This window comes from Bradyrhizobium sp. USDA 4473 (genome assembly GCF_054063335.1).
Window position 1 is genome coordinate 2,006,731 of record NZ_JBSSGE010000001.1, and the last position, 12,540, is coordinate 2,019,270.

Below are 12,540 nucleotides of genomic sequence, written 5' to 3' on the forward strand. Positions count from 1 at the left end.
TCGCGAGGAGGCAGCATTGTCCGTGTCCCGTATCAACTTGAATGGCATGCCGAACTCAACGCGCCGCGTGCAGTTGGGAAAGGCGATCCGGACCGTGCTGCTCTCCGCGACGCTGCTTGCGCCGGCCCTGTCGGCCGGCGCGGACGAGACAAAACCGCCGCTGCGGCTCTGCGCCGATCCGACCAACCTGCCGTTCTCGAGTGACGAGCCGGGCAAGCCCGGCCTCTACCTCGAGATCGGCCAGGCGGTGGCCGCGAAGCTCGGCCGCAGCGTGAGCACCAATTGGTACAAGTCGTATTTCGGCAAGCGCACCGTGCGGGAGACGCTGCTCAGCAAGCAGTGCGACGCCATGGTCGGGCTCCCACTGATCGATGATTTCATGGGGCCTTCGGTGATCTTCTCGAAGCCGATCGCCCATGAAGGCTATGCGCTGGTCGGCGCCAGGGATCGCAAGCTCGCCGGCATCGACGACCTCAGGGGATTGCGGGTTGCGGTGCAATACCAGTCGACGCCGCAGAACCTGCTGGCGCTGCGCGACGATATTCAGAAGGTCACCGTGCTGAGCCCGGAGGAGGGCATGGCGGCCCTCGAGCAGGGCAAGGTCGACATCGCCTTCATCTGGGCGCCGGTGGCGGGCTGGCTCAACAAGACCAGCTACGGCGACAAATACCAGATTGTCTCCACCGAGGGCGACGGCCTGCTCTGGGCCACCGCGATCGGTTTTGCCAAGGCATCCGGCGCACTGCGCGACGAGGTCGACGGTGTGCTGCCGTCGCTCGGGCCGGATATTGCCGCTCTGTTTGCCAAGTATGGCGTGCCGAACGGCGCGCCGGTGAAATTCGGCCAGGCGGCACCTGCGACGACGTCGGTCGGGACGAGCGAGCCTGTCACGGTCGGGCAGGCGGTCGCCGAGAAACCGGTTCAGACCGCGGCGGCCGCCGGCGACACCAAGGGGGATCCAAAGGCAGGGCGGGAGGTGTTCAATGGCACCTGCGCCCATTGCCACGGCCCGGACGCAGTGCAGGCCGAACGAAAGATCGATCTCAGGCTGCTCAAGAAGCGTTATGCTGACGACATGGAATCGACCTTCTGGAAGACGGTCCATGACGGGCGGCCTGCCAAGGGCATGCCGGCCTGGAAGGACGTCTTCAGCGACGACGAGCTGAGAAACGTGTATGCCTATCTGCAGAGCGTTCAGGATACCGGCGGGAACTAGGCAAAGAGCAGTGCGAGGGTCCTCATGATGGGGTTCCTGATCATCGACGATCACCCCCTGTTCGGCGAAGCGCTTGGCAACGCCATCCGCATCTCGCATCCCGATGCCCGGATCTACGAGGCGACCTCGATCAAGGGCGCGCTCGGCATCCTCGCCAGCGAGCCGAATATCGATCTGGCGCTGCTCGACCTGCTGCTGCCCGACGTGGTCGGCTTCTCCGGCTTCCAGAAGATCAGGGATCGCTATCCGCGGCTGCCGATCGCCATCGTCTCCAGTGAAGAAGACAAGCACACCATCCGCGAGGCGCTGGAGATGGGCGCGGTCGGCTATCTGCCGAAATCGACCTCGCTCGGCGAGCTGTCGCAGGCGATCGCGCGCGTGCTGAGCGGATCGGTGTCGGCGCCGCGGGATTTCGTCGCGGTCGGCGCGCTCGATCAGTCCGAGACCGCGCGGACGCTGCGCGAGCGGATCCAGAAGCTGACGCCGCAGCAGATCCGCGTGCTGCATCTGATCATCCGCGGCCTGCAGAACCGCGAGATCGCCGCCGAGCTCAAGCTCGCCGAATCCACCGTGAAGGCGCATGTCACCGAGATCCTGCGCAAGCTGAAGCTGTTCAGCCGCAACAAGGCGATCATCGAGCTCGGCAAGATTCCGCTTCCGGTCCTCGAGACCAGCGCGGCTGCGAAGGCAGAGAAGGCGCCCTAGCTTGCTGCATCGCGAGGCGATCGCATTGAACGTCCTGCCTATAGGCTGGCGGTCGGCTTTGGGATAAGTTCGTGCGCATCATGGCTGTCACAAGCGATCCGAGGGAGGACGGCGCAGCATTGACCACGACCGCGCCCCTGGCGGACCAGCCGCCGCTCGATCAAGCGGGTGCGCCTCGACTGCTGATCGTCGAGGATCACCCGCTGTTCCGTGCCGCCCTGATCGGCGTGATAAGCGCCGAGTTTCCCGACGCCGAGGTGTTGCAGGCCACCTCGATCGACGGCGCGCTGGACGTGATCGCCGCGCGCGAGGGGCTTGATCTGATCCTGCTCGATCTGTCGATGCCGGGGACCACAGGCCTGCTCGGCGCCTACCGGGTGCGCGGCCGCTGCGCCGCGCAGCGCACTGGTGATCGTGTCGGCGCATGACGATTCCCGGATCGTCGGCGGCGCGATCTCGCTCGGCATCTCCGGCTACATTCCGAAGTCGACGCCGAAGCTCGAACTGGCGCGGCTGCTGCGCGGCATCCTCGAAGGCGAGCTGTGCCTGCCGACGCGCTTCCGCGATACCGCCGCCGCACGGAAGGCGCAGGCCGAGACCAAGCAGCTGATGCAGCAACTCGGTCAGTTCACCGCGCAGCAGCTTCGTGTGCTCGACATGATCTGCCGTGGCTTGCAGAACAAGCACATCGCCTATGAGCTCGATATCTCGGTCACGACCGTGAAGGTGCATGTCTCCGAGATTCTGCGCAAGCTCGGCGTACGCAGCCGGACCGAGGCGATCATCGCGCTGTCGAAGCTCGATTTCGGCAAGCACGACCACGCGCCGGTGACGGCCTCGTCGTCGCGCGACGCCGAATCATAGCCGCGCGCCGGACTGCTCCGCCGCCAGCAGGAACGACAGCAGCGAGCGCATCTCGGCCGGCTTGATCGGCTTCTTCAGCAGCTCATGGCCGAACGCCGAGACGTCGGACGCAGCCTTGGCCGAGTAGTCGGCGGTCACGATGATCGCCGGGACCTTGGCGTTGATCTCGCCGCGGATCACATCGACGGCCTGGATGCCGGTCTCGCCATTGTCGAGATGCAGGTCGGCGATGATCGCGTCGGGGATGCCGTCGAGCGCATGGATGCGCTCGAGCGCCTCGGTCTTGGAGATCGTCACCGCGACGTCGCAGCCCCATTTCTCCAGCAGATGCGCGAGACCCTCGGCGCTCGACAGGTCGTTCTCGATCAGCAGGATCTTGGCGCCCTCCATGCCGCCATAGCGATAGTCGACGCTGGCCTGCTCGCGCACCGGGATCGCGACCGGATCGAGCGTGCGCGGCACGGTGACCGAGAACACCGAGCCCTTGCCGGCGTGCGAATTCAGCCGGATGTCATGACCGAGCAGATCGGCAAACCGGCGCACGATCGAAAGGCCGAGGCCGATGCCGGCCTTGTCGCCGGCGCCGGCGTCGCCGCGCTGGAATTCGACGAAGATCGCCTCGCGCTGGGCTTCCGGGATGCCCGGCCCGGTGTCGTGCACTTCGATGCAGATGTCGCTGCCTTTCATGCGGCATCCCATCAGCACGGTGCCGCGCTGGGTGTAGCGCAGCGCGTTGGCGACGAGGTTTTGCAGGATCCGGCGCAGCATCAGCGGGTCGGAGCGAACCACGGCGGATGACGGCATGATCCGGAAGCCGAGATTGCGCTTGGCGGCGGTCGCGACAAATTCCTGCTCCAGCGCCTCGAACAGCGCGGCGATCGCGACCGGACCGAATTCGGGCCGGAGCACGCCGGCGTCGAGCTTCGAGATGTCGAGCAGCGTCCGCAGCATGTCTTCCAGCGTCGCCAGCGAGCGGTCGATCTGGTCGGTCAGCGCGACGCTCTTGGGCTCGGTCGCCATTTCCGCGAGCGCGGACAGCGTCAGCCGCGCCGCATTCAGCGGCTGCAACAGGTCATGCGTCACCGAAACCAGCACCGATGATTTCAGCGAGCTTGCCGCCTCGGCCTGCTGCTTGGCCTGCAGCAGGCGTCCGTTGGTTTTCTCCAGCGATTGCAGCGCCTGCTTGAGCTGCTGGGTGCGGTCGCGCACCTGCTGGTCCAGCGCAATCGCGGTCTCGAACAGGGAAAAGGCGTTGAGCTGCTGGTCGGTCGACCGTTCGACACGCGACATCAGCGCGGCGTTGATCTTGCGCAGCTTCTCGGCTTCGCGTTCGAGGGCGGCAATGCGCGTGGTCTTGCTGTCGGTCATTGCGGCGCGATCGCCCGCTTGCCGATGGCGATGCCGGTCAGCGTCTGGTTGACATGCATCGAGCGATACTGCTCGCCATAGGTCTGAAAGCCAATCACCTTGTTGCGGCGATAGAGCTCCGACATTTCGCGCGACAGCTGGCGCTGCTCGACATCGAGCCGGCGCAGCACGCATTCGAAGCCGATGAACATCGAGACCTCGCCGAGATCCTCGGTCAGCTCCTTGAGCAGGCGGCTGGTCACGTCGATCGGATCGCGCTCGCGCGCCACCGTCAGCACCATGCCCTCGTCGATGGCGCAGAAGAATTGCAGCGACCCATCGGGGTTGGTGCGTTGGATCGACCGCGCGTAGTAGGCGCCGCCGACCCGGACCAGCACCGGATGCGCGGCAAAGGAGAACAATTCGAGCTTGCTGTCGCTGAGGCCCACGGCGCGGGAATACTCCAGCGCGGCCGGCTCGGCGTTCAATTCCTTGACGATGCGGTGCTCGGTGTCGGCCTCGGTCACCACCATCTTGGTCGAGGTCGGCTCGAAATGATCGCACTTGAAGGTGCGGAACGGCAGCCGGGTCCGGATCAGGATCAGGACGGCGGCATCGCTATGGGCCTTGCCGTCATGGAACACCCAGGACTTCTCGAACCGCAACCCGTCGCCGGCGGAGCCGCCGACCACCGGGATGTCGCCGAGCGAGGCGTAGATCGCCGACATGATGGTCTCCTCACGCTGGCACATGCCATCGATGAAGAGCAGTCCGAAGGACTCGTCGGTGTGGTCGCAATGCTCGGTGCGTTGCGCGAATTCGTGCTGCAGCTCGGTGCAGATCGAGCGGCCGTGGTCGACCCGGAACGTCGAGACGTCGAACAGCGGCCGGGCCGCGATGACGAAATCGGCCGCGTCGAATCCCATCGCGACCACGCTGTCCTCGTCCCAGCCGCGCGGGGACAACTCGCCGGCCGTGGTGCAGCCGAAGATCGGAACGTCGGGCATCCGCTTCGACAGTTCGGCGATGAACGCTTGCGGATCGTAGAACGGCGACACGAACACCACGAGCATGGCGAGCTCGGTCGCGGCCAATTGGCGCGCGATCTCGTCGGCCGCCTCCTGCGGCCCGTCGGTCTTTGCCTGCACCACGACAATGCTGTCGGTGGCGCTGCCGTTCTGCTTCGCCAAACGTATCCTCCCTGACCAGAATTTTTTGCTTTTCTTGGCGCGGCCGGTTCGGCTCGCGCGGGTCTCAAGGCTACGGAGCTTCGCCGCGATCGGTTGCGGCTAGGCCCGCCTTTTTATTCCAGGTCGTGAAGGGAAATGTCATGGGCCGGCGGTCTTCGCCGTCAGCCGAGCTCGCCGCGAGCGCCAACGGCGCCGATCGACGCGATGACATGGGACACCTCCCGATGTGTTGTCCTGGCCCGGGCAGGGACAGGTTTGATCGGTTCTAAACTATCGGGCCGGACCCGCGCGTCAATCACCTTGCCCGCCCCCCTGGGCCGACCAAGGTAGTACCGGGCCGAACCGGCGCGGCCGCTGCCCATTTACCGGGCCTTATCGATTCTGCCTTAGTTTTGCCCTCCGGGGGCTGGGGCGGGTTGCCGCCGGACCCCGCGTGGTTTTCAGAATGAAGACGGGGGTTGGAATGCCGGGACTGAAGCGATCGTTGTCGATCAGGTTCCCAACCCTCAGATTCCGCGCCAAGATCATGCTCGGCTTTGCCGTCACCTTGGCGCTGTCGGCAGCCACCATGGGCTTTGCCTATCTGGGCTTCGAGCGGGTCTCCGTCGGGGTCGGCTCCTATCGCCAGAGCGTCGCGGAAGCCGATCTCGCCCGCAACATCGACCGCGAATTGATCTCCTACCGTTCGCTGGCGCGCTACTACGTCGCCACCGGCAAGGAGGACGACGCCAAGGCCGCGCTCGCCGCCGAGGCCAGCCTGAAGGACGCCATCGTGGCGTCGATGAAGGGCACCAGCAATCCGGCCCGGCTCGAGCAGGTCACCAAGCTGGAGCGCGAGTTCCGTGCCTTCACCAAGATCTTTGCCGAGATCGTCCGCATCAAGGACGACAGCGCGCTGACCGCGCAGAACAAGCTGACGCGCAGCGCGACCTCGATGCGCTACAAGCTCGACGATCTGCCGAGCAATGCCGACGATTCCGAGCTGCAGTCGATCCAGTTCGGCGCCAAGAAGGTGGCCGACCAGTTGCAGTCGATCGCCGGGGCAGTCAACACCTTCGTCGTCAACGGCGACAAGACGGTCGCCTCCAGCGCGCTCGCCCGGCTGAAATTCGCTGACAATCTGGTGAAGGCGATCACCTCGAAGGACGAGCGGATCACCCAAAGCGTGAAAGACATCACCGGCCTGCTCGAGGAGTACCGCGAGGCGCTCACCAGGCTGATCGCGAATGCGAAGTCGATCGACGAATTGACCGTCGAGATGACGGAATCCGCGGCTGCCATCAGCCAGGGCGCGGCGGCGATGAAGTCCGATCTGCTCGCCGACCAGAAGCGGTTCGAGACCGAATCGCACAGCATGATCGGCGACACCGAGCAGCTGATCCTGATGCTCGCGGCCGGCAGCTTCGTGCTCGGGCTGGTGTGGGCGTTCCTGCTCGGCAAGGGCATTTCGCGGCCGATCGCAGCGATGTGTGCGGCGATGCGCGAGCTCGCCGCCGGCAATTTCGACGTCGTGCTGCCCGGCCTCGGCCGTCGCGACGAACTCGGCGAAATGGCCGGCGCGGTGGAAGAGTTCAAGGTCCAGGCGGTCGCCAAGGCCGAGCGCGATGCCGCGACCCAGGAAGCGCAGAACAAGGCGAGCGCGACCGCGCGGCGCAACGAGCTGATTCGTTTCGCCGACGAATTCGAATCCGCGGTCGGCTCGATCGTCTCCAACGTGTCGGCGTCCGCCGTGCAGCTCGAATCCGCGGCCGGTACCTTGACGCGGACTGCGGAGACCACGCAGAACCTGTCGAGCCAGGTCGCCGCCGCCTCCGAGGAGGCCTCCAGCAACATGCAGTCGGTGGCATCCGCGACCGAGGAATTGTCGGCGTCGGTCGACGAGATCGGCCGCCGTGCCAAGGAGTCCAGCCAGATCGCCGATTCCGCCGTACGTCAGGCCGAGCAGACCGATGCGCGGATCGGCAAGCTGTCACGTGCCGCGCAGGAGATCGGCGACGTGGTCAAGCTGATCACGGCGATCGCCGAGCAAACCAATCTGCTGGCGCTGAATGCCACCATCGAGGCCGCACGCGCCGGCGAGGCGGGCCGCGGCTTCGCGGTCGTTGCCTCCGAGGTGAAATCGCTGGCGAGCCAGACCGCGCGCGCCACCGACGAGATCTCCACCCACATCTCGGGCATGCAGGCCGCGACGCAGGAATCGGTCGCCGCGATCAAGGAGATCGGCGGCACGATCGGGCAGATCTCGGGGATCGCGACCAACATCGCAAGCTCGGTCGAGCAGCAGAGCGCCGCCACGCAGGAGATCGCGCGCAGCGTGCAGAACGTCGCGCAGGGCACCCAGGAAGCCGCTTCCAGCGTCACCCAGGTCAACCGCGGCGCCACCGAGACCGGAGCCGCCTCCGAAGAGGTGCTGAACTCTGCCCGCTCGCTCTCGGTCGAGAGCTCGCGGCTGCGCGAGGAGCTCGACCGCTTCATGGCGAATATCCGCGCGGCGTAACTGGCGCTGAACTAACCACCGTCGTCCTGGCGAAGGCCAGAACCCATACGCCGCCGCCCTCGAAGGAGGCAAGCGGCGAGTTGTCCTTACGCCAACAGACAGTAGTGGTAATGGGTCCCGGCTTTCGCCAGGCCGACAGAACGAGGACGACGGTATCAATCCCGACCGAACTGATGCTTCAGCTCGACCTTGGCGCGCTCGAGCCGCGACCGCTCGGTCTTCGGCAGCGTCTTGCCGGCGCGGTTGATATAGAAGGTCAGCATCGACAGCGCGGAACGATAGGCGCCACTCTTGCGGCGCGTGCTGTGCTCGGCGGATTTTTTCAGCGATGCTGCGATCTTCCTCGCGCTGGTCTGCTTGAACACGCCGCGCTTGAGGTCGAGCGCGTCGCTCTCCTTTGTGACCCGCTGCGACCAGCGCTTCGACGTTGTCTTTCTCGCACCACGCTTGCGGCGCGCTCTGCTCGTGGATCGTGCCGCTGATTTTCTCGGCGTCTTGCGCGAGACTTTCTTGTGTGCAGCCATCAATGCCTCCATGGCTTTGTGCCGAGAACACTTCGCCGCGATTGCGGTTCCTGTGCCGCAGTGCGGGAACCGTTCCCGGCATGCAGCGTTGATGTGGTGTGGCGGGCACACCGTTTGCCGCAATCCTGGGAGGGAAGACCTTGGAACGCACCGTTCCGGGGATTTTCTCATTGGTCCAATCTGATGAATTTGCAGCCGGTACAATCGAGTTCTGCGACAACGATCGACGGGACGGCCGCGCCAACTGCGCAGACCGCCGATCGCATCATCGAGACCTCGATCCCCCTTCGCCTCGACAATCTCCACTGGAGCGGCTTCCACACCCGCGTCGTGCTGGCGCTCGGCATCACCTGGATTCTCGACGGGCTCGAAGTGACGCTCGCCGGCGCATTATCGGGGGCGCTGAAGGAGAGCCCGACCATGAGCTTCTCCAACGCCGATGTCGGTCTTGCCAGCAGCGCCTATCTCGCCGGCGCCGTGCTCGGCGCGCTCGGCTTCGGCTGGCTCACCGACCGGATCGGGCGCAAGAAGCTGTTCTTCATCACGCTGGCGGTCTATCTGACGGCGACGGCTGCGACCGCGCTGTCGTGGAATGTCGCAAGCTACGCGCTGTTTCGCTTCCTCACCGGCGCCGGCATCGGCGGCGAATACACCGCGATCAATTCGACCATCCAGGAGCTGGTGCCGGCGCGCTACCGCGGCTGGACCGATCTCGTCATCAACGGCAGCTTCTGGATCGGTGCCGCGATCGGCGCGTCGAGCGCGATCGTGCTGCTCGATCCTGCGTTGCTTGCGCCGGATCATGGTTGGCGGCTCGCCTATTTCACCGGCGCGGTGCTCGGCCTTGTCGTGCTGTTGATGCGAATGTGGATTCCGGAAAGCCCGCGCTGGCTGATGATCCACGGTCGCCCCGAACAGGCGCACAAGATCGTCGCCGATATCGAGACCTCGGTGCTCGGTCGCGAACAGTCCAGCGAAGATTTCGACAAGATCAAGCTGCGGATGCGCGATCACACGCCGCTGCGCGAGGTCGCGGTGACGCTGTTCTCGACCTACCGGCAACGCTCGCTGCTCGGGCTGACGCTGATGGCGGCGCAGGCGTTCTTCTACAACGCGATCTTCTTCACCTTCGCGCTGATCCTGACCGATTTCTTCGGCATCGCCGCCAGCAATGTCGGCTGGTACATCCTGCCGTTCGCCGCCGGCAATTTCCTCGGACCGCTGCTGCTCGGCCGCCTGTTCGATACGCTGGGCCGCCGCACCATGATCGTGCTGACCTACGGCACCTCGGGCGTGCTGCTCGCGTTGTCCGGTTATCTGTTCTCGGTCGGCGTGCTCAGCGCCACGACTCAGACCATCGCCTGGATGGTGATCTTCTTCTTCGCCTCGCCGGCGGCAAGCGCCGCCTATCTCACCGTCAGCGAGACGTTTCCGCTCGAGGTCCGCGCGCTTGCGATCGCGGTCTTCTATGCTGTTGGCACCGGGATCGGCGGCGTGATCGGGCCGGCGCTGTTCGGCGTGTTGATCGATACCGGATCGCGCAACAGCGTCTTCGCCGGCTACCTCCTGGGGTCGGCACTCATGTTGGTCGCCGCAGCCGCCGCTTGGCGCTATGCCGTCGCGGCCGAGCGAAAATCGCTCGAATCTGTCGCGCGACCGTTGGCATTTGTGGAGTAGACTATGACGAAGCATGACGTGGCCGAAATAGCTCTGGATGACGACATCGCCCCTGACGCCAAGAATGACAGCAGGATCGACAGCAGGATCGAGAGTGTGCCGGCATCGCTGATTCCGCCGCTTCACCAGACCGCGGTGCTGCTCGACATCGACGGCACGCTGCTCGACTTCGCGCCGACGCCGCGCGAGGTCTGGGTGCCGCCGGAGCTGTCAGGCACGCTGAAGCAGCTGCATGAGCGCACCGGCGGCGCGCTGGCGCTGGTCAGCGGCCGCTCGCTCAACGACATCGACCTGATCTTCGCGCCGGACGTGTTTCCCGCGATCGGCGGCCATGGCGCCGAGATGCGGTTGCAGCCGGACAGCGAGGCCGTCGCCGCGCACGCGCCCCCGCTCGACAAGGAATTGAAGCGCCGTCTGGCCGCGATCGCCAAGCTCAGCCCCGGCATTCTGCTCGAGGACAAGGGCTATTCGCTGGCGCTGCACTATCGGCTGGCGCCCGCTGCGGAGAAGGCGATCTATGAAGCGGTGTCGCTGATCCGCGCCGAACTGCCGAATGCGCCGATCGAGGTGTTGCCGGGCAAGAGCGTTTGCGAGATCAAGCATTCCGGCTTCACCAAGGCGACCGGCGTGCGCGAGCTGATGACGCATGAGCCGTTCCGGGGACGCCGACCGTTCTTCATCGGCGACGACGTCACCGACGAGACCGTTTTCGGCATCATGCCTGATTTCGACGGTCTCGCATTCTCCGTCGGCCGCCGCGCGACCGGCGTCGCCGGACATTTCGCCGGGCCGAGCGATGTGCGTCAATTTCTCGCGCAGCTGCTGGACGATGATCGGGACGTCAGCCTGTCCTAACCCGAGTCGTATTCATCGCAACCGAATCGAATGCGGTGCTTTTGCGTCGTGACGCGGCGCTCGCGTGTAATTTTCTTTTCGCAAGTTCCCGCGAGTTCCTCCGCGCCCTGCCCGATTTTGGTTTCATTTGGGAGATTCCTTGATCAGGAACCATCTTGATGAATGGTTGTTAATACGCGAGTTGACCAACAGGAGGGGACCTGGTGAACCTCGTCGTCGTATCGAACCGCGTCTCGCGCGGAAAACCTAACGAACCCATGACGGGGGGGCTGGCCGCGGCATTGCTGCCGGTGGTGGAAAAGACAGGGGCAATATGGGTTGGTTCCAGCGGGCGGGTCCGCGACGGGAACCACAAGGAACCTTTCGCAGAAGTCGAGGCTCTCGGTGCGGGCGCGCTGGCGATGCTCGATCTGCCGGCCGCGCATTATGGCGGCTACTACGAGGGCTTCGCCAATTCGGCGCTGTGGCCTGCGATGCATTCGCGTGCCGATCTGATTCGCGCCTCGCACGAGGACTACACCAGCTATCGCGAAGTGAACGCGTTCATGGCGCGCGCGCTGCTGCGCTTTCGCAAGCCTGATTCCGTATTCTGGATCCAGGACTATCATTTCCTCGCACTCGGCGCCGAGCTGCGCGACCTCGGCGTCACGCAGCCGATCGGCTTCTTCCTGCACACGCCGTGGCCGGCGCGCGCGGTGATCGCCGGCGTGCCCAATCATCGCGAACTGATCGAGGCGATGCTGTCCTATGATCTGATCGGCTTCCAGACCGATGAGGACTGCGAGAATTTCCTGAGCTACGTGCAGAACGATCTCGAATTCGAGGTGCGTGACGGCGTGATCAATTCGTCGTTCGGCCGCACCCGCGCTGCGGTGTTCCCGATCGGCATCGATCCCGGCAAGTTCGCGCAGCAGGCCACCAAGGCGATGACGCATCCCGACGTGACGCGGCTGCGGCGCAGCCTGAACGGCGAGAAGCTCGCGATCGGCGTCGACCGGCTCGATTATTCCAAGGGTCTCGTCAACCGCATCAAGGCGTTCGACCGGATGTGGTCGCTGCATCCGAACCTGAAGCGTTCGGTGTCGCTGTTGCAAATCGCGACGCCCTCGCGCGGCGCGATCGAGGCCTATGGCAATCTCGCCGGCGAGGTGGCGAAACTCGTCACCGATGTCAACGGCGTGCATGGTGAGGTCGACTGGACGCCGATCCGCTACCTCAACAAGGGGTTCGGCCAGGGCGTGCTCGCGGGGCTCTATCGTACTGCGCAGGTCGGCGTCGTGACGCCGCTGCAGGACGGCATGAACCTTGTCGCCAAGGAATACGTCGCCGCGCAGAATCCGGCGGATCCCGGCGTGCTGGTGCTGTCGAAATTCGCCGGCGCGGCGAACGAGCTCGACGCCGCATTGCTGGTCAATCCGCACGACATCGACGGCATGGCGCGCACGCTCGCAACCGCGCTGGCGATGCCGCTGACCGAGCGGCGGATGCGCTGGGAAGCGATGATGGAGAAGCTCAACAGCGGCACCATCCAGCAATGGTTCGCCGACTTCATCGAGGCGCTGCAGGATACGCCCAGTGCGGCAAACGCGGCGCTGCCGGAGCCTCCAACCCTGTGGCCGCGCCGCACGGCGGATCTTGCCGCGCGCTATCACTGAGCGAACGTTA

11 protein-coding genes are annotated in these 12,540 nt (G+C 65.1%); 8 read left to right on the forward strand and 3 right to left on the reverse strand.

All coding sequences use genetic code 11. The features are described from left to right. Window positions 1-16: 16 nt before the first annotated feature. The 4 genes from ACVW17_RS09380 (at window position 17) to ACVW17_RS09395 (ending at window position 2,785) form a co-directional block, all read left to right on the forward strand. Complete coding sequence (locus ACVW17_RS09380; RefSeq protein WP_456751615.1) at window positions 17-1,216, forward strand: c-type cytochrome; 1,200 nt, start codon at window positions 17-19, stop codon at window positions 1,214-1,216. Between the two features lie 24 nt (window positions 1,217-1,240). After that, window positions 1,241-1,921: a response regulator gene (locus tag ACVW17_RS09385; RefSeq protein WP_456751616.1), complete on the forward strand. Its 681-nt coding sequence runs from the start codon at window positions 1,241-1,243 to the stop codon at window positions 1,919-1,921. Between the two features lie 119 nt (window positions 1,922-2,040). Next, window positions 2,041-2,349, forward strand: coding sequence for a response regulator (locus ACVW17_RS09390; RefSeq protein WP_456797048.1), 309 nt, complete (start codon window positions 2,041-2,043; stop codon window positions 2,347-2,349). Next, entirely contained in the window at window positions 2,330-2,785 is a 456-nt protein-coding gene (locus ACVW17_RS09395) for a LuxR C-terminal-related transcriptional regulator (protein ID WP_456797049.1), read from the forward strand. Before ACVW17_RS09390 ends, ACVW17_RS09395 begins: the two co-directional genes overlap by 20 nt. Here ACVW17_RS09395 and ACVW17_RS09400 read toward each other — a convergent pair. Both ACVW17_RS09400 and ACVW17_RS09405 read right to left on the reverse strand, forming a co-directional pair. Beyond that, entirely contained in the window at window positions 2,780-4,153 is a 1,374-nt protein-coding gene (locus tag ACVW17_RS09400) for an ATP-binding response regulator (RefSeq protein ID WP_456751618.1), read from the reverse strand. The genes ACVW17_RS09395 and ACVW17_RS09400 overlap by 6 nt on opposite strands. Next, complete coding sequence (locus ACVW17_RS09405; RefSeq protein WP_456751619.1) at window positions 4,150-5,322, reverse strand: FIST N-terminal domain-containing protein; 1,173 nt, start codon at window positions 5,320-5,322, stop codon at window positions 4,150-4,152. The genes ACVW17_RS09400 and ACVW17_RS09405 overlap by 4 nt, the downstream gene beginning before the upstream one ends. Before the next feature lie 463 nt (window positions 5,323-5,785). Between ACVW17_RS09405 and ACVW17_RS09410 the strand changes: the two genes are divergently transcribed. After that, a complete protein-coding gene (locus tag ACVW17_RS09410; RefSeq protein WP_456751620.1) occupies window positions 5,786-7,819 on the forward strand; it encodes a methyl-accepting chemotaxis protein in 2,034 nt (677 codons plus the stop codon). Between the two features lie 155 nt (window positions 7,820-7,974). Here the strand turns inward: ACVW17_RS09410 and ACVW17_RS09415 are convergent, their stop codons facing one another. After that, window positions 7,975-8,343: a DUF3175 domain-containing protein gene (locus ACVW17_RS09415; protein ID WP_456751621.1), complete on the reverse strand. Its 369-nt coding sequence runs from the start codon at window positions 8,341-8,343 to the stop codon at window positions 7,975-7,977. Window positions 8,344-8,526: 183 nt separating this feature from the next. Here ACVW17_RS09415 and ACVW17_RS09420 point away from each other — a divergent pair, with 183 nt between their 5' ends. The 3 genes from ACVW17_RS09420 to ACVW17_RS09430 all read left to right on the forward strand — a co-directional run bounded on the left by ACVW17_RS09420 (window position 8,527) and on the right by ACVW17_RS09430 (window position 12,530). Continuing rightward, window positions 8,527-10,020: an MFS transporter gene (locus ACVW17_RS09420; protein ID WP_456751622.1), complete on the forward strand. Its 1,494-nt coding sequence runs from the start codon at window positions 8,527-8,529 to the stop codon at window positions 10,018-10,020. A 3-nt stretch (window positions 10,021-10,023) separates the two neighbouring features. Next, entirely contained in the window at window positions 10,024-10,875 is an 852-nt protein-coding gene (gene otsB, locus ACVW17_RS09425) for a trehalose-phosphatase (protein WP_456751623.1), read from the forward strand. Window positions 10,876-11,078: 203 nt separating this feature from the next. Beyond that, window positions 11,079-12,530 (forward strand): trehalose-6-phosphate synthase, encoded by a 1,452-nt coding sequence (locus ACVW17_RS09430; RefSeq protein WP_456751624.1) that lies wholly within the window; start codon window positions 11,079-11,081, stop codon window positions 12,528-12,530. Window positions 12,531-12,540: the final 10 nt, after the last annotated feature.

What these genes read in the sequence shown, in the direction of transcription:
- ACVW17_RS09400 (WP_456751618.1), bottom strand. Translation starts at nt 4,153, where the DNA reads ATGACCGACAGCAAGACCACGCGCATTGCCGCCCTCGAACGCGAAGCC.
- otsB (WP_456751623.1), top strand. Translation starts at nt 10,024, where the DNA reads ATGACGAAGCATGACGTGGCCGAAATAGCTCTGGATGACGACATCGCC.
- ACVW17_RS09420 (WP_456751622.1), top strand. Translation starts at nt 8,527, where the DNA reads ATGAATTTGCAGCCGGTACAATCGAGTTCTGCGACAACGATCGACGGG.
- ACVW17_RS09385 (WP_456751616.1), top strand. Translation starts at nt 1,241, where the DNA reads ATGATGGGGTTCCTGATCATCGACGATCACCCCCTGTTCGGCGAAGCG.
- ACVW17_RS09415 (WP_456751621.1), bottom strand. Translation starts at nt 8,343, where the DNA reads ATGGCTGCACACAAGAAAGTCTCGCGCAAGACGCCGAGAAAATCAGCG.
- ACVW17_RS09410 (WP_456751620.1), top strand. Translation starts at nt 5,786, where the DNA reads ATGCCGGGACTGAAGCGATCGTTGTCGATCAGGTTCCCAACCCTCAGA.